The sequence below is a fragment of the Burkholderia dolosa genome (assembly GCF_902499135.1).
Taxonomy (GTDB): Bacteria; Pseudomonadota; Gammaproteobacteria; order Burkholderiales; family Burkholderiaceae; genus Burkholderia; species Burkholderia dolosa.
Window position 1 is genome coordinate 74,371 of record NZ_CABVPR010000016.1, and the last position, 20,080, is coordinate 94,450.

The 20,080-nt window shown below is 70.0% G+C and carries 16 protein-coding genes; 7 read left to right on the forward strand and 9 right to left on the reverse strand.

All coding sequences use genetic code 11. The features are described from left to right. Positions 1–195: 195 nt before the first annotated feature. On the forward strand, positions 196–1,797 hold the full coding sequence (locus BUB20358_RS10080; protein ID WP_006766896.1) for a PAS domain-containing hybrid sensor histidine kinase/response regulator: 1,602 nt from the start codon (positions 196–198) through the stop codon (positions 1,795–1,797). Positions 1,798–1,864: 67 nt separating this feature from the next. On the opposite strand, the gene BUB20358_RS10085 is transcribed toward BUB20358_RS10080, so the two are convergent. The 6 genes from BUB20358_RS10085 to BUB20358_RS10110 form a co-directional block, all read right to left on the reverse strand. Continuing rightward, positions 1,865–2,131, reverse strand: a complete 267-nt coding sequence (locus BUB20358_RS10085) for a hypothetical protein (RefSeq protein ID WP_035974982.1) — start codon at positions 2,129–2,131, stop codon at positions 1,865–1,867. A gap of 311 nt (positions 2,132–2,442) precedes the next feature. Then, positions 2,443–3,648: a phosphotransferase enzyme family protein gene (locus BUB20358_RS10090; protein ID WP_035974980.1), complete on the reverse strand. Its 1,206-nt coding sequence runs from the start codon at positions 3,646–3,648 to the stop codon at positions 2,443–2,445. A gap of 24 nt (positions 3,649–3,672) precedes the next feature. After that, positions 3,673–4,308 carry a nicotinamide riboside transporter PnuC gene (pnuC, locus tag BUB20358_RS10095; RefSeq protein ID WP_006766892.1) on the reverse strand — a complete coding sequence of 212 codons (636 nt, stop codon included), beginning with the start codon at positions 4,306–4,308 and terminating at the stop codon, positions 3,673–3,675. A 59-nt stretch (positions 4,309–4,367) separates the two neighbouring features. Then, on the reverse strand, positions 4,368–6,596 hold the full coding sequence (locus tag BUB20358_RS10100; RefSeq protein WP_035975419.1) for a TonB-dependent siderophore receptor: 2,229 nt from the start codon (positions 6,594–6,596) through the stop codon (positions 4,368–4,370). Between the two features lie 572 nt (positions 6,597–7,168). Further along, positions 7,169–9,259 carry a pyridoxamine 5'-phosphate oxidase family protein gene (locus BUB20358_RS10105; RefSeq protein ID WP_035974978.1) on the reverse strand — a complete coding sequence of 697 codons (2,091 nt, stop codon included), beginning with the start codon at positions 9,257–9,259 and terminating at the stop codon, positions 7,169–7,171. A gap of 37 nt (positions 9,260–9,296) precedes the next feature. Continuing rightward, positions 9,297–9,941, reverse strand: a complete 645-nt coding sequence (locus BUB20358_RS10110) for a glutathione S-transferase family protein (protein ID WP_006766889.1) — start codon at positions 9,939–9,941, stop codon at positions 9,297–9,299. 125 nt (positions 9,942–10,066) lie between these two features. On the opposite strand from BUB20358_RS10110, the gene BUB20358_RS10115 reads away from it, so the two are divergent. Further along, a complete protein-coding gene (locus tag BUB20358_RS10115; RefSeq protein WP_006766888.1) occupies positions 10,067–11,023 on the forward strand; it encodes a LysR family transcriptional regulator in 957 nt (318 codons plus the stop codon). Positions 11,024–11,119: 96 nt separating this feature from the next. Here the strand turns inward: BUB20358_RS10115 and BUB20358_RS10120 are convergent, their stop codons facing one another. Beyond that, a complete protein-coding gene (locus tag BUB20358_RS10120) occupies positions 11,120–11,761 on the reverse strand; it encodes a TetR/AcrR family transcriptional regulator (RefSeq protein WP_081293634.1) in 642 nt (213 codons plus the stop codon). A gap of 102 nt (positions 11,762–11,863) precedes the next feature. Here BUB20358_RS10120 and BUB20358_RS10125 point away from each other — a divergent pair, with 102 nt between their 5' ends. The 3 genes from BUB20358_RS10125 to BUB20358_RS10135 are packed head-to-tail and all read left to right on the forward strand — an operon-like array spanning position 11,864 to position 15,331. Then, entirely contained in the window at positions 11,864–12,766 is a 903-nt protein-coding gene (locus BUB20358_RS10125) for an SDR family NAD(P)-dependent oxidoreductase (RefSeq protein WP_035974975.1), read from the forward strand. Next, on the forward strand, positions 12,763–14,340 hold the full coding sequence (locus BUB20358_RS10130) for a flavin-containing monooxygenase (protein ID WP_006766885.1): 1,578 nt from the start codon (positions 12,763–12,765) through the stop codon (positions 14,338–14,340). The genes BUB20358_RS10125 and BUB20358_RS10130 overlap by 4 nt, the downstream gene beginning before the upstream one ends. Before the next feature lie 7 nt (positions 14,341–14,347). Beyond that, positions 14,348–15,331, forward strand: a complete 984-nt coding sequence (locus BUB20358_RS10135) for an alpha/beta fold hydrolase (RefSeq protein ID WP_006766884.1) — start codon at positions 14,348–14,350, stop codon at positions 15,329–15,331. 89 nt (positions 15,332–15,420) lie between these two features. On the opposite strand, the gene BUB20358_RS10140 is transcribed toward BUB20358_RS10135, so the two are convergent. Next, a complete protein-coding gene (locus tag BUB20358_RS10140; protein ID WP_006766883.1) occupies positions 15,421–15,819 on the reverse strand; it encodes a carboxymuconolactone decarboxylase family protein in 399 nt (132 codons plus the stop codon). A gap of 394 nt (positions 15,820–16,213) precedes the next feature. Between BUB20358_RS10140 and BUB20358_RS10145 the strand changes: the two genes are divergently transcribed. Continuing rightward, on the forward strand, positions 16,214–18,217 hold the full coding sequence (locus BUB20358_RS10145; protein WP_174905068.1) for a collagen-like triple helix repeat-containing protein: 2,004 nt from the start codon (positions 16,214–16,216) through the stop codon (positions 18,215–18,217). A 120-nt stretch (positions 18,218–18,337) separates the two neighbouring features. Then, on the forward strand, positions 18,338–19,624 hold the full coding sequence (locus tag BUB20358_RS10150) for an isoprenylcysteine carboxylmethyltransferase family protein (RefSeq protein WP_035974966.1): 1,287 nt from the start codon (positions 18,338–18,340) through the stop codon (positions 19,622–19,624). Between the two features lie 45 nt (positions 19,625–19,669). Here the strand turns inward: BUB20358_RS10150 and BUB20358_RS10155 are convergent. Next, positions 19,670–20,080: DUF2894 domain-containing protein (locus BUB20358_RS10155; RefSeq protein ID WP_174905069.1), on the reverse strand; the 411-nt coding region annotated here is incomplete at its 5' end.

Genomic DNA, 20,080 nt, shown 5'->3' on the forward strand with positions numbered 1-20,080 from the left:
GCAGTCCACACGCGCAACGCCGCCGCTGCACACGGCGGCGTTGATCCATTCGAAATCGACCGTTAAATTGGCCCCACTCGTTCGCCAGCATCAACTATCCTTGCGAAGGAACGCATTCCCGCGAAGGAGTTTTTGCGATTCGATACCGACTTCGCGAGATTGATCTTGCAACCTGTGTGCTGCGACCGATCAGACATGCCAGATAGCTCATCACATCCGGTCGATTCCAGCGAACCGGAAGAACTGCACGACGCTCACGCGTTGGTTCAGAAATTTGCCGAATTCCGCTTCCAGACCGTCGTGGAATCGGTGACCGACTACGCGGTCTTCATGCTCGACCGAAACGGGATCGTGGTCACGTGGAACGCCGGCGCGGAGCGCATCAAGGGCTACCGCGCCGACGAAATCATCGGCCGCCATTTCTCGCGCTTCTACCAGCCCGGCGCGATCGCGGCCGGCCGCCCGTCGTACGTGCTCGAGCAGGCCGCCAAGCACGGCCATTACGAGGAAGAAGGATGGCGCGTGCGCAAGGACGGCTCCGCATTCTGGGCATTCGTCACCGTCACGGCGGTTCACGACGAAAGCGGCAGCCTGCGCGGCTTCATCAAGATCACGCGCGACATGACGGAGCGCAAGCGTCTCGACGAACTCGAGGTCGCGACACAGCGGCTGGACGTCTTCATCGCGACGCTCGCGCATGAACTGCGAAACCAGCTCGCGCCGCTGCAGAACACGGTCGGCGTGCTGCAGAGCCTGCCGTCTTCGGCGCTGGTGCCCGCGCTCGCGCATTGCCGCGACGTCGCCGGCCGGCAGATCACGCAGCTGGTTCGACTCGTCGACGATCTGCTCGACATCGGCCGCATCAAGTCCGACAAGGTCACGCTCGACGAAGCGTCGGTGAACCTGCGCGACGTCGTCACGCGCAGCGTCGACGGGATGCAGGCAAAGCTCGACGCGCGCGGACAGCGCGTCGACGTCACGCTGCCCGGCAGCGCGGTCACGGTGCGCGGCGACGACGCGCGTCTGGTTCAGGTGCTGTACAACCTGCTCGACAACGCGTCCAAGTTCTCCGCACGCAACGCGCGCATCGGCGTCGACGTGCGCGTCGATCAGGATACGGCCGAGATCCGCGTCGTCGATCACGGGATCGGCATCGCGCCGGATGCGCTCGAGCGCGTGTTCGGGATGTTCGAGCAGCCGGGCGGCGCAGCGGGCGAGACGTCCGGCGGGCTGGGCCTCGGCCTCGCGATCAGCCGGAAGCTCGTCGAACTGCACGGCGGCAGCATCGCGGCGGAAAGCGCGGGCGTCGGCCAGGGCTCGACGTTCGTCGTGCGGCTGCCGATCGAACGATTCGGGTCCGCGGACGTCACGGCGCCTGCGCCGAACCCGACGCCGCTGCCCGATCCGAACCGGCTGCGCATCGTCATCGTCGACGACAACGTCGATTCGGCCGACACGCTCGGCACGTTGCTCCGCGTGAAAGGTTATGCGCCGCGCGTCGCGTACAACGGCCGCGACGCGATAGCGCTCGCGCGCGAGTACGCGCCGCATCTGATGCTGATCGATCTGACGATGCCGGAACCGGACGGCTTCGACGTGCTGCGCGCAGTGCGGTCGAGCGACGCGACGGCCGGCACCGTGTGCGTCGCGCTGTCCGGGCACGTCCGTTCGTCGGACCGCGCGAATACGCAGCGCGCCGGCTTCAACGACCACTTCGCGAAACCGATCTCGATGAGCGCGCTCGACGAGCTGCTCAAACGCGTCGACGCCGAAGTGCGGCATCGGCGAGACGCATGACGCATGACGCGCACGCGGCGTGCGCAGCGTCCCGTTCGTTCGGCGCGCCTGCGCCGAACGGCGACCGCTAGCCGGACTGCGCTGCCGCGTCGTCGTGCGTCGCCTGCACGCGCGCGAGCTGCTCGATCGACGTGCTGACCACATGCAGCACGTGGCGCGCGATTTCCTCGCTCGACATGCCGGCCCGCGCATACTGCTCGACGCTCATCGTTCGAGGCGGCAGCGGGCCGTCTTCGTCGTCGACGATGTAAATTTTGGCGGTAGCGGCGTCGGAAATCAGGACCACCTGGACAGTTTTACCGCTCACGACAGCCTGCTTGCACACGGTGGACATTCGTTCTCTCCGGTTGAGCTCCGTGACGGCAAGTATGACGCACGACACCGGGAAATAATCACCTGCTTCCGCGCAAAACTGAACGCTTACGGTTGGTAATGTCGGTAATCCGAGAGACGCTCACCCGACGCGTCGAGTGCATCGCAACAACGGGCGATGCGCGGCGGTTTTCGACGCAGCGGCGCTGCGACGCGGGTCGGGGCGGGCGCATAACCGCACGTAACGGCGCGTGCGCGCAGCATCCCGGCGCGCATCGCGACCGCAAGCAGCGATCGTTCGCTCGGTGCGGTCGCGCGACCCGGCCGCCGGCTTTATCCGCCTTCGTTCTTCGCACGCCGGCGCTGCGCGAGCCAGTCGAGCAGTCGCTGCCCGTCGCGTTCGCCGAACCAGCGCGCATGTCCGAGCAGATAACCGTCGTATGCGACGTCGACGATCTCCGGCGCGTCGACGATGCAGCCGAAATACGCGACCTCCGACAACGCGAACTCCGTATGCACGATCGGCAGCAGCGCGATCAGCGCCGCGTACGCGGCGTCGCTCAGCGGCGCGAGCGACTCGTAGCCGTCGAGCAGCGCGTCGATCTGCTCGTACTCGACGCGGCGCGCATCGGCCGGCGCGAGCCAGTCGATCGCGTTGCGCTCGATCGCGAGCGCAATGTCCATCACCGCGCACGTGCGGTCGGCCAGACCGAAGTCGAGTACGGTCTGCACCTGCGCGCCGGGCGCGGTATCGGTCCACAGCAGGTTCGACGCGTGCCAGTCGCCGTGCGTCCACAGCGGCGGCAATGCCGGCAGCAGCGGCGCGAAGCGCGCGTGATACGGACCGATCGCGTCGGCGACGTCGCCGCGCCAGTCGCGCGCGCCGAGCGCGCGCACGAGCAGCGGCTGCGCGGCGACCCAGCGTTCCAGCGCGCCGCCGAGATCCGCGGACGACAGCACGCGAAAGCTCGACAGCAGCGTGCGCACCGGACGCGCGGGCGCGTCGTAGCCGGCCGACGCGCGATGCAGCGCAGCCAGCGCGCGGCCGGCCGCATACGCGTGCGACGAATGCGCGAACGGCTTCCACGACATCACGCCGCGATACGCATCGACGCCGGGCGCGACCACGTGCACCTCGTACGTCCAGTCGCCGAATGCGAACGCGGTCGCGCCGTCGCGGCCGGCCAGCACGTCCGGCACCGGCACGCCGTGCGCGCGCAGATGCGCGATGAAACCGTGTTCTTCGTGCAGCGCGGCAACGTCGCGCAGGCTCGCGTGATGCCGCTTGACGAACAGCGCGCGCCCGTCGGTCGTGCGCACCAGCACGGCCGCCGAAAACGGGCGCGGGCTATGCCACGTGAGCCGCGCGGGCTCGCCTGCGCCGTCGATCCGCTCGAGCACGGCTGCGACTTCGTCGCGCGCGATCAGCGGCCAGTCGCGTTCGGCTTGCTCGCCGTCGACGCCGAACTGCGGCGGCGCGACGTCGCGCGCAGCGGCGTCGCGTGATCCGGGCCGGTCCGGCTCGAGTGGAAATGACATGATCGGCGTCGCTCCGTCGACGAATCAGCGCGCGCCGTCGCCGGCTGCGAGCGCCGTGCCGCCGCCCGCGCGCAGCGCCGCGGCGGTGCGGCTCCAGTCGCGCCAGCCGACGACCGCGAGCGCGATGAACAGCGCATAGAGGCCGGCCGTCAGATACAGCGCCTTGAACACGAACATCCCGACATAGACGACGTTCACGACGATCCACAGGCCCCACGATGCGATGTAGCGCCGTGCGGTCCAGTATTGCGCGACGAGGCTGAACGCGGTCAGCGACGCATCGACGAACGGCAGCGCCGCATCGGTCCAGCGCGCCATCGTCGTGCCGAGCAGCGCGCTGCCGACGACGGCCGCGGCGAGTTCGGGCAGCATCTGCCGCGGCCGCACGCCGGTCACGGGCGCGACGTCGCCTTCGGCCGCCGCCGCGCGGCCGTTCGCATCGAGCGCGCGCTGCGCGAGCCAGCGCCGCCAGCCGTACACCTGCAGCACCGCGAACGCACCCTGCAGCAGCATGTCCGAATACAGCTTCGCGTCGAAGAAGATCCAGCCGTACAGCGCGACCGACGCGAGCCCGATCGGCCAGCACAGCATCCGTCGCTTCGCGGTCAGCCAGATCGCGAGCGCGCTGACGATCACGCCGGCGATTTCGAGTGCGGACATCGTTCGTGCTCTCCCGTGTGTGGGCCGCGGCCGCGTGTTACGCGGCCCGCGCCCAACGATCAGAAATCATAGGTCAACGATACGCGCGCGACGCGCGGCGCGCCCGGGAACAGATACGCATCGCCCTGCTGCTCGCCCGCATCGCGCCAGTAGAACTTGTTGAACAGGTTGTCCACCGACACGCGCAGCACCGTGCGATGACCGGCGATCTTCGTCGTATAGCGCGCGCCCAGATTGAACACGAACCACGACGGCACGCGCGCGGTGCCTTCCTCGTTCGCGTTGCGGCTCGCGCTGTATTCGACGCCGCCGAGCACGTCGAGCCCGGCAATGCCCGGCACCGCGTAGTCCGCGTACAGCGACGCGCGCAACGCGGGCACGTTGATGATCTGGTGCCCTTCGTATGCCGGCGATCCCGAATCGTACGCGCGCGCCCGGATCGCCGCGACGCTCGCCGTCAGCGACAGCCGGCGCGTGAGCTGCCCGGCCGCACCGAGCTCGATCCCCTGATGCCGCTGCGTGCCGCGCTGCACGAACGTGTAGCGCGTGCCGGACGCGTCGGGCTCCGCGAACTGAAACGGCTTGCTGATCGAGAAGACCGCGGCCGTCAGGCTCAGCCGGTCGAGCCAGTCGTATTTCGCGCCGACTTCGATCTGGTGCGATTCGACGGGCGGCAGGAACGCATACGCATTGGTCGCGCGCACGGGCGCCTGATCGCCGAGCGACAGCGCCTTGCTGTACGACGCATACAGCGACAGTGCGTTCACCGGCTGGTAGACGAGCGCGACCTGCGGCAGGAACACCGTCCGGTCGGTGTGCGCGGCCGCGCCGTCGATGCTGTCCCAGCTGCGCTGGCGCAGCAGCAGCTGCTTGCCGCCCGCGAGCACCTGCCAGCGCTCGCCGATGCGCACGCGATCGAGACCGAACACGCCGTACTGCCACGCGTCGAGACGCGGATACGACGGCCCGGGCTCGTTCGGCGACGGTGCGAACGTCTGGTCCGGTCCGTAGATGTTCTCGCTGCCCACGTAGTCGTACACGGCATCGGCCATGTGCACGACGCGCCGCTGCACGCCGACGCCGAGCGTCAGCTCGTGCCGCAGCGGCCCCGTCGCGAACTTGCCGGTGGTCACCGCGCGCACGTCGTCGTTGCGACGGTATTCGCCGGGGCTGCGGAAGTCGTAGACGTCGTAGTCGCCGTTCGCGCCGAAGAAGAACGGCGACGTCGTGCCGGCCGCGCAGCTCGGCGCGTACGCGCAGCCGTACGCGAACGCGCTGTTGTCGTCGATCATCGTGCGGCTGCGGCCGACCGCCACGTACGCTTTCCAGTCGTCGTCGAACTGGTAGTCGAATCGCGCGTTCAGGTTCAGCGCATCGGTCGTCACGGGCTTCGCCCACGGCTGCGCGCCGAGCGCCTTCGACGTCGTGTGCACGGACGGCACGACGGTGCCGCCGAGCAGCTGGTAGCCCGGCGCCGATCGCTGGATCCACTGCTGGAACTCGGCATTGAACTGCAGGCTCGCACGCGCGCTGATGTCCCAGTCGGCGGCGATCGAGCCGAACGTGCGTCGTCCGTTCGTGCCGTCGATGTACGAATGCATGTTCTCTTTCGCGGCGTTGATCCGGAAGCCGAACCGATTGTCGGGGCCGAAGCGTCGGCCGACGTCGACGGCCGCCGACGCCGACCCGCGGCTGTCGGTGCCCACCGTTGCGCTCGCAACGTTTGTGGAACGCTTGGTCACGAAGTTGATCACGCCGCCCGGCGCGACGACGCCGCTGTCGATGCCCGCCAGCCCCTTCAGGATTTCGACGCGCTCCTTGTTCTCGAGCGGCACGTTCTGCTCGCCGGACACGGTGAGCCCGTCGATCCGGATCGCGCTCGCGAGATCGATCGGGAAGCCGCGGATCGCAAAGCCTTCGAAATAGCCGACCGGCGCATACGCGTTGACGATCGATGCGTCGTTGCGCAACACGTCGCTCAGCCGCTTCGCCTGCTGGTCGTCGATCTGCGCGCGCGTGACGACGCTGACCGACGCGGGCGTGTCGCGCAGCGGCGTGTCGTCCAGGCCGGCCACCGATGCTTCGCGCGCGCGGAACCCGCCGCCGCGCTCGCCGCTGACCGTGATCGCCGGCAGCGTCGCGTTCGACGCGTCGGCGTCCGACGCGCGCGCATCGCCCTGTGCCGCGGCGGCCTGCGCCGCGAAAAGCGCGAGGCCGACACCGACTCCACGCCCGACCTTCGCGCGCCGCCGCGATGCGCGCGACGCTGTTGTTCTGTTCACCGTCATCGTTCTGGATGGAAAACGCGCCGCTCGGCGCGATCGAAACTCGTTACGAAACTGCGAAGCGCGGTCCTGTCGATTGATCGATCGAATCCGCATCGAGTCGCCGCGCGACGCGGCGTCGAACCGATGCGTGCGCACCGCGCGCATCGACGCGGCGATCGTCGACGCGATCGCGCCCGTGCCGATTCGATCGCGAACACGCAGGATGGGACTTCGGGTGCATCGGCGCACCGGCGGCCGATGCAGCCGCCGATCCGTCGCGCCGATCGCATCGTGCGGCATCGTCAGGCGGCGGACGCTTCGGACGCCGCGGTGCACGCGCGACGCACCGGCATCGCGCCGTTCGCGCGGCATGCCGGACGCACGCGACATCGCGGCGCGGCGCGCATTTTACCGCGGGCGGGCTGGAGGCCTGCCAACGCGGCAGGCCGGGCGGCCGAGAAGACGTTCGATTCGCGATCCACGCGCGCTTGCTCGCGGTGGGCGAATCATTCGGAAGTACCGAAGTGCGGGGGCCGCATTCGCGCGTCCGGGCCGCGCGGCGCTCGACCGCGGCGCCTGCGGACCGACATGCGTCAACGATCGAGCACGAGCGGCGTCGTGCCGCGCTCCGCAGGACGCGCGACGCACAGCAGCGCGCAGCCGGGTTCGACCTGCGCATCGGGCGGCTGCACGTAGTCGACCGCACCGGACAGCACGCGCGTCGCACACGTGCCGCACGAACCGGAGCGGCATTCGGACGGGGCGGCGACGCCGCGCGCTTCCGCGAACTCGAGCAGCGTGCCGTCGGCGGGCGTCCATGCGGTTTCGCGCGCCGTGCGCCGGAACACGACCGGCACGCTCGCCGCATGCTGCGGCGCGGATGCCGGTTGCGCCGCGCGGCGCACGACCGTCGACGGACCGAACGCCTCGAAGCGGATCCGTTCGTCCGGCACGTTCAGCGCGCGCAGCCCTTCGTACAGGTCGCGCATGAACGCCGACGGCCCGCACAGGTAGAAATCGTAGTCGTCGAACGGCAGGATCTGCTTGAGCTGCGCGACGTCGATGCGGCGGGGCCGCGCCGCGTGGTCGCGACGTGGGCGGCTGTCGAACCAGTGGAGCGACACGCGCGAATCCGCGGCCGCGATCGCCGCGAACTCCGCCGCGAACGGCCGCTCGGCCGGATCGCGCGCGCCGTGCACGAACACGACGCGGCGCGCCGGTGCCGCGTCTGCCAATGCGGCGCGCAGCATCGCGAACATCGGCGTGATGCCGATGCCGGCCGACACGAGCACGGCCGGCCGCGCGCTCGCCGCGTCGAACGTGAAGCGGCCGCGCGGCATCTGCGCATCGATCGTCGTGCCGATGCGCGCGTGATCGTGCAGCCACGCCGATACGCGCCCTTCGCGCTTCACGGTGATCCGGTAATGCGTGCGACCCGGCGCATCGGACAGCGTGTAGCTGCGGATCGCCGCGCTGCGCTCGCCCGGCAGCGCGATGCGAAGCGTCAGATGCTGGCCGGCTTCGTAGGCGGGCAGCGGGCCGCCGTCGGCCGGCTCGAAGTGAAACGAGCGGATCGCGCGCGCTTCGTCGACGATCTGCGCGATGCGCAGCGTGCGCCACGCGCTCGCCGATACCGACGCCGACGCTGGCACCGGCACTACGGCGCGCGCCGAAACCGACGCGTGTGTGGTCGCGCTCGCTCCGGCTCCGTCACCCGCCGCCCGCGCAAACTGCGGCGCCGGCTCGGCCGCCGACCAGCGGAACGGCAGCACGCCGCGCGTACGCCGCACTTCGCGCACATGGAAGCGCACGACGCGCTGCGCGCCGTCGAACGCAGCGACGAGCGGTCCGTCCCACACGATCTCCGCGTGCGCGGCCACATACAGCAGGTCGCCGCTGTCGAAATCGATAAACAGCAACCCCGCGCGCGGATCGCGCTGCAGGTTGCCGAGCGTGTTGAAAAAGCGGTTGCCGCTGAAGTCCGGCGTGGTCAGCGTCTGCGCATCGTCGACGCGCACGAAGCCCGGCATCCCCCCGCGGTGCGACACGTCCGCGCCGCGTGCCGCGCCCGCATCGGCCGACGTGTTCGCGCTCGCGACGAAGAACGTATCGGCGCGCGCGAGCAGCGCGCGATCCGCGTCGCCGAAGCGGTCGGACACGTCGACATCGGCCGGCGCGGCGGCGTCGCGCGGCACGAACGTCGGCGTGCGGCGCTGGATGTATTTCGCGCAGTTGCCGAAACTCTGCTCGACCGCGATCGTCAGCGCATCGCCGTCGACCGCGCGCACGACGCCGTTCACGCGATTGCGCCGGCGCGTACCGAATTCGATGCCGAGCCCGCCGAGCGGCGCGCCGACGTTCCACGCGCCGGCGAGCGGATCGCCGGGCAGCGCCGGTGCGTCAATACGCAGCGTGCGCGCGTCCGGCGACGTCACGAAGCCGCGCGCGCCGGCGCGCAGCGTCGCCCACGGCTGGCCGCGCGCATCGACGCCGCCGATCGCGAAGAACGGCAGCTGCGCGAACAACGCGCGATGCTGGTCGGGCATGAAGCGCCGGATCCCGCGCCGGCCGGCGGCGCCCGCGGCATCGGTCACGCCCGCGCGCTGCTGCACGGCAAGCTCGCCCGCGTGAAACGGCGCAGTGTCGAGGTCCCAGCCCGGTACGGCAGCGGTCGGTGCGTTCATCGCGTTCTCCCGGTACGTGCGTGCGTCCGCCGCGCGCTCACGCGGCGAGCAGCCCGGCGCGGGTCGGCTGCATGCCGATGAAACCGGGCAGCGCTTCGATGCGCGCGAGCCACGCACGCAGATGCGGATACGGGTCGAGCGACACGCCGCCTTCCGGGGCGTGCGCGATGTACGTGTACGCGGCGACGTCCGCGATCGTCGGCTGCGTGCCGGCGGCGAACGGCTTCGCCGCGAGTTCGCGATCGATCACGTCGAGCACCTTCGCAGCGGTCCGCTTCGCCGCGTCGTGATCGAGCGATGCGCGGAACACGGTGACGAGACGCGCGGCTGCCGGCCCGGTCGCGATCGGCCCGGCCGCGTACGACAGCCAGCGCTGCACGGTCGCCGCGCCGACCGGATCGTCCGGCAGCCAGTGCGCGTCGCCGTAGCGCTTCGCGAGATAGACGAGGATCGCGTTCGAATCGGCGAGCACGACGCCGCCGTCGTCGATCACCGGCACCTGTCCGAGCGGATTGAGCGCGAGGAACGCGGGCTCGCGCTGCGCGCCGGCGGCAAGATCGACGTCGACGGTTTCGAACGGCAGCCCGAGCAGCGACAGGAACAGCCGGACGCGGTGCGCGTGCCCCGACAGCGGGAACGAGTACACGCGAATCGGCGATGCGGGCTTGCTGACGACAGACATGGAACACTCCGGAGTCTCGCGCCGCCGGGAATCGGCGACGAACGGCTCCAGCGTAGCGCTCGTCGTTCACCGCCAGAAGACGGATAATCGCGGAAAAATCATCCGCTTTCATAGGACAATCGACGATGGCCGATCTGCGCGACGTGAACCTGAACCGGCTGGCGACCTTCGTCGCCGTAGTGGACGCGGGCTCGCTGACGGCCGCGGCCGAACGGCTCGGCATCGCGAAGACGGTCGTCAGTGCGCACATGCAGCGCCTCGAGTCGGAAGTCGGCGCGAACCTGCTCGTGCGCACCACGCGGCGGCTCAGCGTGACCGATGCGGGGCGTGCGTTCTACGACGCGTGCCGCGACATCGTGCAGGCAGCGGAACACGCGCTCGACGCGGTGTCGTCCGACGCAGGGCCGCTGCGCGGCACGCTGCGCGTGAGCGTGCCGGTCGACTACGGCGCGCAGGTCGTCGCGCCGGCCGTCGTCGCGCTGCGCGACGCGCATCCGGCGCTGCACGTCGAGCTGATCGCGAACGACCGCGTCGTCGATCTCGTCGCCGACAATCTCGACGTCGCGATCCGCATCGGCCGCCTCGCGGATTCGAACTATCGCGCGGTGCAGCTCGGCACGTACGAAAAATGGCTGGTCGCGAGCCCGGCGTTCATCGCGCGCCACGGGCTGCCGCGCTCGCCGGACGCGCTCGCCGCGCTGCCGTTCGTGATGCTGTCGACGCTGTCGCGTCCGCACACGCTCGAACTCGAAAACACGCGCGGCGGCCACGCAGCGGTGCGCTGCGTCGCGGCGGTCGTGTCGAACACCGCGACCGCATGCCGCGCGATCGTGCTCGCCGGCGGCGGCTTCGGGCTGCTGACCGACTTCTCGACGGCGGACGACATCGCGTCCGGCCGGCTCGTGCGGCTGCTGCCCGCATGGCGCACGGCACCGGCGGGCATACACGCGGTGTATCCGTCGACGCGTCTGCCGTCGCTGAAAGTGCGCGCGTTCATCGACGCGATGAAGGCGCAGCTCGGCGCAGCGCCGCCGCGGCCCGCGGCGGCCCGCGCGAAACGTTCGAAAGGCCGCGCACGCTGATACGGCGAAACGACGCGAATCGTTCGGCTCCGCGCGATCGACCGCGAGCGGCGCACGTCGTTTCTCCGTTCGCGACCGGCGTCGGTGTGGACTGCGCTACGCCACCGCCTGCAACGTGCCGAGCAGCACCTTTCTGCAGCTCGCGACCATCCGCGCTTCCGGATCGCGATAGCCGGTCAGCAGCCACGCGGCGCCGACGTTCGTCATCGCGCCGACGAGCGCGAGCCCGATCAGCCGATGCTCGGTGCGCTGCGCCGCCGTGCGCGGCGCGCGCGGCGCGCCGATCGCCATGATCAGCTTGCCGAAGTCGACCAGCATGCGCTGGTACGTCGCGTCGGTATCGGCGCTCACGCCCATCACTTCGAGCAGCAGCACGCGCGCGGCGCACGGGTCGCGCAAAAAGCGGAAGAACGCGCCGAGCCCCGCGTCGATACGCGCGCGCAGGTCGCCGCCGCGCGCGGCGACCGCAGCCGCGACCGCATCGTGCAGCTGCTGCGCGTGATGCAGGTACGTGCAGCGCAGCAGGTCTTCGGTGCCGGCGAATGCCGCGTAGAAATAGCGGTCGTTCAGCTTCGCTTCCTGGCAGATCGACCGCACGGTCGCCTTGCGAAAGCCGACCGTGCCGAACACGCGCGTCGCCGCGCGGATCAGCGCGTCGTGCCGCTCGGCGGCGCGCACCTCCGGCGCGACGCCGCCGTACGACCGGCCGCGTTTTTCCGTTTCGAGTGGTTTCTCCATTCCGCTGTTTGACATCGCGACGCCCGAAAAACTAAAGTGGTGACGACCGACACCACAATAGACGCGCCGCCGACGCAGCGCAAGCGGAACGGGGGGACACGGATGAACGGGTTTTCCGGCAAGGTGGCCGCGATCACGGGCGCCGGTTCGGGCATGGGCCGCAGCCTCGCGGTCGAGCTCGCGCGGCGCGGCTGCGACGTCGCGCTCGCGGACGTCGACGAAGTCGGGCTCGCCGGCACGGCCGCCGCGTGCGCGGCGCACGGCATGCGCGTGACGACGCGGCGCGTCGACGTGTCGGACCGCGACGCGGTATTCGCGTGGGCCGATTTCGTGCGTGCCGAGCACGGCAAGGTCAATCTGATCTTCAACAACGCGGGCGTGTCGCTCGCCGCGAGCGCGGAAACTGCGCGCCTCGTCGATCTCGAATGGATCGTCGGCATCAACTTCTGGGGCGTCGTGCACGGCACGCAGGCGTTCCTGCCGCACCTGCGCGCGTCGGGCGACGGCCACGTGGTCAACACGTCGAGCCTGTTCGGGCTCGTCGCGATGCCGACGCAAAGCGCGTACAACGCGACGAAGTTCGCGGTGCGCGGCTTCACCGAAGCGCTGCGGATGGAGCTCGAACTCGACGGCGCGCCGGTCAGCGCGACCTGCGTGCATCCGGGCGGCGTCGCGACGAACATCGTCGATGCGGGCCGCATCGATGCCGGCATTCGCGCGATCACCGGGCAGGACGAAGCGACGCATCGCCGCCAGGCGAACCGGATGATCCGCGCGACGACGGCCGACGACGCCGCGCGGCAGATCCTCGCGGGCGTCGAGCGCAATGCGCGCCGCGTGCTGATCGGCGCCGACGCGCGCCGCCTCGACAGGCTCGCGCGGCTGCTCGGCGCCGGCTATCAACGGCTGGTGCTTCGTCACGTGCGCCGCGCGCGTGCGCGCAATCTCGAACGCGCACACGCGTCGGCCGCACTCCCGGCCACGCCGACCAAGGACGCCGCATGACCTCGACGACTACGACGACCGACCGGCGCGACGCGCCGCCCGCAGCCGACGCGCATCGCGACGACAACGACGTCGACGTGCTGATCGTCGGCGCCGGGCTGTCCGGCATCGGCGCCGCGTATCACCTGAAGCAGCGCTGTCCGTTCGCCAGCGTCGCGATCGTCGAAGCGCGCGATGCGATCGGCGGCACGTGGGACCTGTTCCGCTATCCGGGCGTGCGTTCGGATTCCGACATGTTCACGCTCGGCTACAGCTTCCGTCCGTGGCACAGCGACAACGCGATCTCGGACGGCCGGACGATCCTCGACTACATCCGCGATACCGCGCGCACGTACGGGATCGACCGGATGATCCGCTACGGCCGGAAGGTCGTCGCGGCCGACTGGGACTCGCGTCGCGCGCGCTGGACCGTGCACGTCGAGCACACGCACGGCGGCACGACCGATACGCTGATCTACACGTGCCGCTTCCTGTACATGTGCAGCGGCTACTACGACTACGACGCAGGCTATCTGCCGGACTGGCCCGGCATGGACACGTTCGAGGGCCGCATCGTGCATCCGCAGCACTGGGCGGACGACCTGTCGTACGCAGGCCGGCGCGTCGTCGTGATCGGCAGCGGCGCGACGGCCGTCACGCTGGTGCCGTCGATGGCGGCCGACGCGCAGCACGTGACGATGCTGCAGCGCTCGCCGACCTACATCGTGTCGCTGCCCGCGCGCGACAGGATCGCGAACGCGCTGCGGCGCGTGCTGCCGCCGCGGCTCGCGCACCGGCTCGTGCGCGTGAAGAACGTGCTGCTGACGATGTATTTCTACAATGTCGCGCGCCGCCGGCCGGACGCGACGAAGAAGTTCATCGTTCGCGCGGCCGCCCGCCAGCTCGGCCCCGGCTTCGACGTCGCGACGCATCTGACGCCGCGCTACAAGCCGTGGGACCAGCGGCTGTGCCTCGTGCCGAACGGCGACCTGTTCAAGGCGATCCGCGCGGGCCGCGCGTCGATCGTCACCGACGAGATCGAACGCTTCACGCCGACCGGCCTGCGGCTGAAGAGCGGCCGGCAGCTGGACGCGGACGTGATCGTCACCGCGACCGGGCTGAACGTGAAAATGCTCGGCGGTGCGCGCGTGAGCGTCGACGGCCGCGCGGTGAATCTGGCCGACACCGTGTCGTACAAGGGGATGATGTACAGCGACGTGCCGAATCTCGCGTCGTCGTTCGGCTACACGAACGCGTCGTGGACGCTGAAGGCCGAACTGATCGCGCGCTACGTGTGCCGGCTGCTCAACCACATGCGCGCGAACGGGTACGACACGTGCGTGCCGCGGCTCGCGCCCGGCGATCTCGGCGACGTGCCGGCCGTGAACCTGAGTTCCGGCTACATCCGGCGCGCGGCCGGTATCCTGCCGAAGCAGGGGCGCCGCAAGCCGTGGAAGTTCCATCAGAACTACGTGCTCGATCTCGCATCGCTGAAGTTCAGCGCGCTCGCCGATTCGGCGATGCGTTTCGAACGCCGCGCGCAAGCCGACGCGGCCGCCGCGCCGGCCGCCGATCCCGTACTCGACACCCGCTGAGGCGAACATGAGTCCTACGCTGCATCTGATCCTGAACGTGCTGATCGCCGTCGCCGCAGTGCTCGCGGCTCTCGCGCTGTTTTCCGGCTACGTCGCGCGGCGCGTGACGCGCGCGTTTCCGCCGGAAGGCCGCTTCGTCGACGTCGGCGGCGACCGCCTGCACTACGTCGAATACGGCAGCGGGCCGCCGATCGTGTTCGTCCACGGGCTCGCCGGCCAATGGCGCAACTTCGCGTACCTGCCGCTCGCGCGGCTCGCCGAACGGCATCGCGTGATCTTCGTCGATCGGCCCGGTGCCGGACACTCGACGCGCGGCGCGGCATCGCAGGCGAACGTGTTCGCGCAGGCCCGGACGATCGCCGCGTTCATCGACGCGCTGCAGCTCGACAAGCCGGTGCTCGTCGGTCACTCGCTCGGCGGCGCGATCGCGCTCGCGGTCGGCCTCGATCATCCGGAGCGCGTGAGCCGGCTCGCGCTGATCGCGCCGCTCACGCACATGCAGTCGGCGCCGCCTGCGCCGTTCCGGCCGCTGATGCTGCCGTCGCCGCTGGTGCGCCGCTTCGTGTCGTGGACGTTCGCGATCCCGCTGACGATCGTCACCGGCCGCAACGCGGTGCGGCTCGTGTTCGCGCCGGACGACGTGCCGCGCGACTTCCCGGTCAAGGGCGGCGGGCTGCTCGGGCTGCGGCCGCGCACGTTCTATGCGACGGCGACCGATCTGCTCGCGGTGCCGGCCGACCTGCCCGACATGGAGCGCCGCTACGCGGAACTCGCGGTGCCGGTCGACGTGCTGTACGGCCGGGCCGACGCGATCCTGAACTGGCGCGAACACGGCGAAGCGCTCGCGAAGAAATCGGCGCGCGTGCGGCTCGAAGTGGTCGACGGCGGGCACATGCTGCCGGTCACGATTCCTGACGCGACCGCGGACTGGCTGCTCGACGTCGCGGCCACGCCGGTCGACGCGGCGCCGGCCGCGCGCACCGCGCATTGACGAGCGCGCGACGCGGGCGGAACGCGGCATCGCATGCCGACGACGGTTCCCGCATGCCGCGCTCGCCATCCGCTCCGCGGTGCTGCGGGTCAGGTTTCGTCGTCCGGCAGCGTCAGGCCGAGGTCCGAGATCACTTCGCGGGCGCTGCGGAACGCCTCGACCGCGGCCGGCGCGCCCGCATACAGCGCGCTGTGCAGCAGCACCTCGCGGATCTCGACGAGGCTCGCGCCGTTGTTCAGCGCGCCGCGCACGTGCCCCTTCAGCTCCGTGCTGCGGCCGAGCGCGGCGAGCATCGCGCACGTGCACAGGCTGCGCGTCTTCAGGTCGATCCCGCCGCGCTGCCACGTGCTGCCCCACGCGTGTTCGTTCAGCCAGTCCTGCAGCGGCCGCGAAAAGCCGTCGAGGTCGCGCATCGCGCGCTCGACGAACGCCTCGCCCATCACGTCGATCCTGCGCGCCTTCCCGTATTCCCTGTCCTGTTCGCTCATTTCCCGGTCCTTTCCATATAGACGGTGATTGACGGGCGATCGCGGCTTCGGCGCCGCGACCGCCGCGTATCGGTGTCGCGTGATGGTCGCGGCTGCCCGGCGTTTCGTCAAAGACGCGGCGCTCGGTTCGGCCGCCGCCCTGTCGCGCGCCGGCCGCCGGACGTCGCCCGGAACGCTACGTAACATCCGCGCGCGCGTTACGCCGCGCGGCCGGAACATCGCGACGCCCGCGCGGCGCACTGCGTGTGCCTGGCGCGTGAATAACGCGCGATAGCGTTTAAATCGCTGCAAACCGCGGGTTTTCCGCAACGAAATGCGACGCGATGCGTGGAAGATCGGGATGGTGCGGAACTTGCAGTAAAGGTCCCGGCAATCATCCAATGTCGAGGCCACCATGCACAACTACTTCAAGAAAACGACGGTGTCGCTCGCCGTCTCGTCGCTGCTCGTGCTGTACGGCTGCGGTTCGGTCGACGGACCGACCACGCCGCCCACGGTCAAGCCGAGCACGTCGGGGACTTCCGGCACGTCGGGTACGTCAGGTACGTCGGGCGGCACGTCCGGCGGCAGCTCGGGGACTTCGGGTAGCTCGGGGACGTCCGGGGGGGCGTCAGGTACTTCCGGTACTTCCGGTACTTCGGGCACATCCGGTACGTCGGGCACTTCCGGCACTTCGGGCACATCCGGTACGTCGGGCACTTCCGGTACGTCAGGCACTTCCGGTACGTCGGGTACTTCCGGTACATCGGGCACTTCCGGTACGTCGGGCACTTCTGGTACGTCGGGCACTTCTGGTACGTCGGGCACTTCCGGTACGTCGGGCACTTCCGGTACGTCGGGCACTTCCGGTACATCGGGCACTTCCGGTACGTCAGGCACTTCCGGTACGTCGGGCACCTCCGGTACGTCGGGCACCTCCGGCACCTCGGGCACCTCCGGTACTTCGGGCACCTCCGGTACTTCGGGCACTTCCGGCACTTCGGGCACTTCGGGCACTTCCGGCACCTCCGGCACCTCCGGCACCTCGGGCACTTCCGGTACGTCGGGTACTTCGGGCACCTCCGGCACCTCCGGTACTTCAGGCACCTCCGGCACCAGCGTCACCCCGCTCGGCAACGTGCTCCAGAAAAGCGGCAACCTCGTCACGTCGCTCGGCACGGCGGTCGTGAACGGCGGCTCGCAAATCGGCGGCGTGCAGATCCCCGGCACGAACTCGACGACGGCCACCAGCATCGGCAATGCCGTCTCGAGCCTCGGCAACGGCGTCCAGTCGCTCGGCAACGGTATCGCCGCGGGCCTCGGCTCGATCGGCGTGTCGTCGAACCCGCTCGGCCCGACGCTCACGTCGACCACCGGCCTGCTGACCGGCACCGGCGGCGCAGTCAACAACCTCGGCAACGCTGTGACGAGCCTCGGCTCCGGACCGCTGTCGCCGCTGTCTCCGGTGACGACGCTCGTCGGCGACCTGCTCAACACCGTCGGCACGGCAGTCAACTCGACCGCGACGAACCTGAACACCGCGCTGAACAGCGCGCCGGTCCAGCAGTTGGAAACGCAGGTCGGCAAGGTGATCAACCCGATCACGAACACGCTGACGGGCGGCGTCACGACGCCGGGCGTCACGCAAACGCTCGGCAACGTGACGCTGCTTGGCGCGCCGCTCAGCGGCCTGCTCGGCACGCTCGGCAGCGGGCTCGGCCTGGCGGGCACCCGAATCGGCGGCGCAACCGACACGCCGGTCGGCCAGGGCGTCGGCGGCGGCGTCACGCAGCTCGGCAACACGGTGGCGTCGGGCGGCGGCCTGCTGTACAGCGGCAACGCCGGCAGCTCGAGCAGCGGCACCAATCCGCTCGCACCGATCACCGGCCTGCTCGGCACGCTGACCGGCGGCCTCGGCGGCGGCAGCTCGAGCGGCACCGGCGGATCGAGCGGTACGAGCGGCACCAGCGGCGGCCCGCTCGCGCCGGTCACCAGCCTGCTCGGCACGCTGACCGGCGCGCTCGGCAGCGTCGGCTCGAGCGGGACCAGCGGCACCGGCGGAACGAGCGGCACCAGCGGCTCGGGCGCAGGCGGCCTGCTCGCTCCCGTCACGAACCTCGTCAACGCCCTGACGCCGCTCGGCGCAAGCCTGACCGGCACCGTCACGACGCCCGGCGGCAACGTGACGGGCACGCTCGGCGGGCTACTGTCGAGCGGACCGGTCGGCACGCTGACGGGCTCGCTGACGTCGCCGGCGGGCGGTACGGGCGGCACGGTGACTGCGCCGGCCGGCAGCGGCACCGTGTCGACCGGGCTGAGTGGCAGCTCGAACGGCGGCACGGCAGGCACGACCAACAACCTGCTCGCGCCGGTCACGAACCTGCTCGGCGGTCTGCTGGGCGGCGGCACGAAGAAGTAACGCTTCACGTATCAGAACGACAGGCCAATGGCCGGGCGCACACCATTCCAATGCCCGGCCGACGGCCGGTGTCACCCGCAAAGCGGGGGCGCCGGCCCTCACCCATACGAGGATTCGATCATGAATTCCACACTCGACGGCATCGCCGCGGTCCACGACCGCCCGCCCCGTTCCGCCACGCCTTTCCGCGCCGGCCTGCTTGGCATCGCGGCCGGACTCTTCGCGCTGTGGATCACCCGCGATCAGCCGGCCCTCGATGCGGCGACGCGCGCGGTCATCGCGAGCCTCGCGATCATCGGCACGATCGCGCTGCACGAAATCTTCATCTCGCGCGTCTATCTGCGCCCGAGCGCGGGGCTGTCGCGGCACGCGGTGCGCCCGCTCGGCATCGCGCGCGTCGCGACGCGGCTCGGCGCGCTCGCGTCGATCTACGCGGGCATCGGCGCGATCTACTGGCTGCTGCCCGAATATCACGGCGCGTTCTACCTGCCGTTCTGGTCGCTGCTGCGCTCGCTCGCGCCGTACGTGATCGTCGCCGCGCCGTTCTACTTCGCGTGGATGGACCGCCACCAGCGCGAAACCGACGACGCGTACCTGCTGTGGGGCCGCTTCCTGTTCCGCCGCGAAAAGCCGGCGAACTGGCAGCCGGTGCGCGAAATGCTCGCCGGCTGGGGCGTGAAGGCATTCTTCCTGCCGCTGATGACGGTGTATCTGTCGAAGGACGCCGATCACCTGAGCGCGTCGCTCGCGAACGCGCTGCATGCGCCGATGACGCTCGCGACGTTCGTGTTCCTGTACGACCTGTCGTTCACGATGGATCTGATGTTCGGCACCGTCGGCTATCTGTGCACGTTCCGCATCCTCGACAGCCACGTGCGCTCGGTCGAGCCGACCACGCTCGGCTGGCTCGCGGCGCTGATCTGCTATCAACCGTTCTGGTCGCTGATCTCGACCAACTACATCCGCTACGAAGGCTCGCTGTTCTGGGACAACTGGCTGCTGTCCGCGCCGACGATCCGCGTGATCTGGGGCACGGCGATCATCCTGCTGCTGATGACCTACGCGCTGTCGACGATCTCGTTCGGGCTGCGCTTCTCGAACCTGACGAACCGCGGAATCATCACGTCCGGTCCGTACCGCTTCACGAAGCATCCCGCGTACATCGCGAAGAACCTGTCGTACTGGATGGTGTCGGTGCCGTTCGTCGAGCCGCTCGGCTGGCAGGTCGCGCTGATGCACTGCGCGGCGCTCGTCGCGGTCAACCTGATCTACTATCTGCGCGCGAAGACCGAAGAGCGTCATCTGATGCGCGATCCCGACTATCGCGCGTACGCCGAATGGATCGCGCAGCACGGCTTGTTCGCGCGGATCCGGCACGCGTTCGGCGGGCGTCACGCGACCGCGTGACGTGGCGAGCGGCGGCCGTCGCGGCGGCGCCGCACGGGCGGGCGCCTAGCGCGCCTTCGTGCGTGCAGCCTTCCTTGCCGGTTTCGCCGCCTTCGCGCGCGACGCGTCCTTGTCGGGCTGCGCGACGCCGCCGGTCAGATCTTCGAGCGATGCGAGCGCGTCGACGTACGACAGAAACTGCTGAAGGTAGTCGGGCGACAACGCGCGCATCGTCGACAGCGACCGATGCACGAGGCTGTTCGAATTGAGCGGCCCTGCATTGCGCGGCACCTGGTCGAGCGACTGGCGATACTGCTGCTCGGTGCGGATTTTCGACCACGTCGTGCGGAAGTAGTCGATCAGCTCGGGATCGGGGCCCCGCCGATCGGCGTGCGTGCCGCGCGCGATGCGTTCGACGAGCGCCGCGAGCGCGCCGCCGGCACGCGTGCGCGGCGCCGCATCGGCGAACGCGCGGGC

Bases quoted from the DNA above. Each gene is read 5' to 3' on its own strand.
- BUB20358_RS10110 (WP_006766889.1), bottom strand. From the start codon at position 9,941: ATGTCTGTCGTCAGCAAGCCCGCATCGCCGATTCGCGTGTACTCGTTC.
- BUB20358_RS10145 (WP_174905068.1), top strand. From the start codon at position 16,214: ATGCACAACTACTTCAAGAAAACGACGGTGTCGCTCGCCGTCTCGTCG.
- BUB20358_RS10120 (WP_081293634.1), bottom strand. From the start codon at position 11,761: ATGGAGAAACCACTCGAAACGGAAAAACGCGGCCGGTCGTACGGCGGC.
- BUB20358_RS10115 (WP_006766888.1), top strand. From the start codon at position 10,067: ATGGCCGATCTGCGCGACGTGAACCTGAACCGGCTGGCGACCTTCGTC.
- BUB20358_RS10085 (WP_035974982.1), bottom strand. From the start codon at position 2,131: ATGTCCACCGTGTGCAAGCAGGCTGTCGTGAGCGGTAAAACTGTCCAG.
- BUB20358_RS10100 (WP_035975419.1), bottom strand. From the start codon at position 6,596: ATGACGGTGAACAGAACAACAGCGTCGCGCGCATCGCGGCGGCGCGCG.
- BUB20358_RS10135 (WP_006766884.1), top strand. From the start codon at position 14,348: ATGAGTCCTACGCTGCATCTGATCCTGAACGTGCTGATCGCCGTCGCC.
- BUB20358_RS10140 (WP_006766883.1), bottom strand. From the start codon at position 15,819: ATGAGCGAACAGGACAGGGAATACGGGAAGGCGCGCAGGATCGACGTG.
- pnuC (WP_006766892.1), bottom strand. From the start codon at position 4,308: ATGTCCGCACTCGAAATCGCCGGCGTGATCGTCAGCGCGCTCGCGATC.
- BUB20358_RS10105 (WP_035974978.1), bottom strand. From the start codon at position 9,259: ATGAACGCACCGACCGCTGCCGTACCGGGCTGGGACCTCGACACTGCG.
- BUB20358_RS10080 (WP_006766896.1), top strand. From the start codon at position 196: ATGCCAGATAGCTCATCACATCCGGTCGATTCCAGCGAACCGGAAGAA.
- BUB20358_RS10130 (WP_006766885.1), top strand. From the start codon at position 12,763: ATGACCTCGACGACTACGACGACCGACCGGCGCGACGCGCCGCCCGCA.
- BUB20358_RS10125 (WP_035974975.1), top strand. From the start codon at position 11,864: ATGAACGGGTTTTCCGGCAAGGTGGCCGCGATCACGGGCGCCGGTTCG.
- BUB20358_RS10090 (WP_035974980.1), bottom strand. From the start codon at position 3,648: ATGTCATTTCCACTCGAGCCGGACCGGCCCGGATCACGCGACGCCGCT.
- BUB20358_RS10150 (WP_035974966.1), top strand. From the start codon at position 18,338: ATGAATTCCACACTCGACGGCATCGCCGCGGTCCACGACCGCCCGCCC.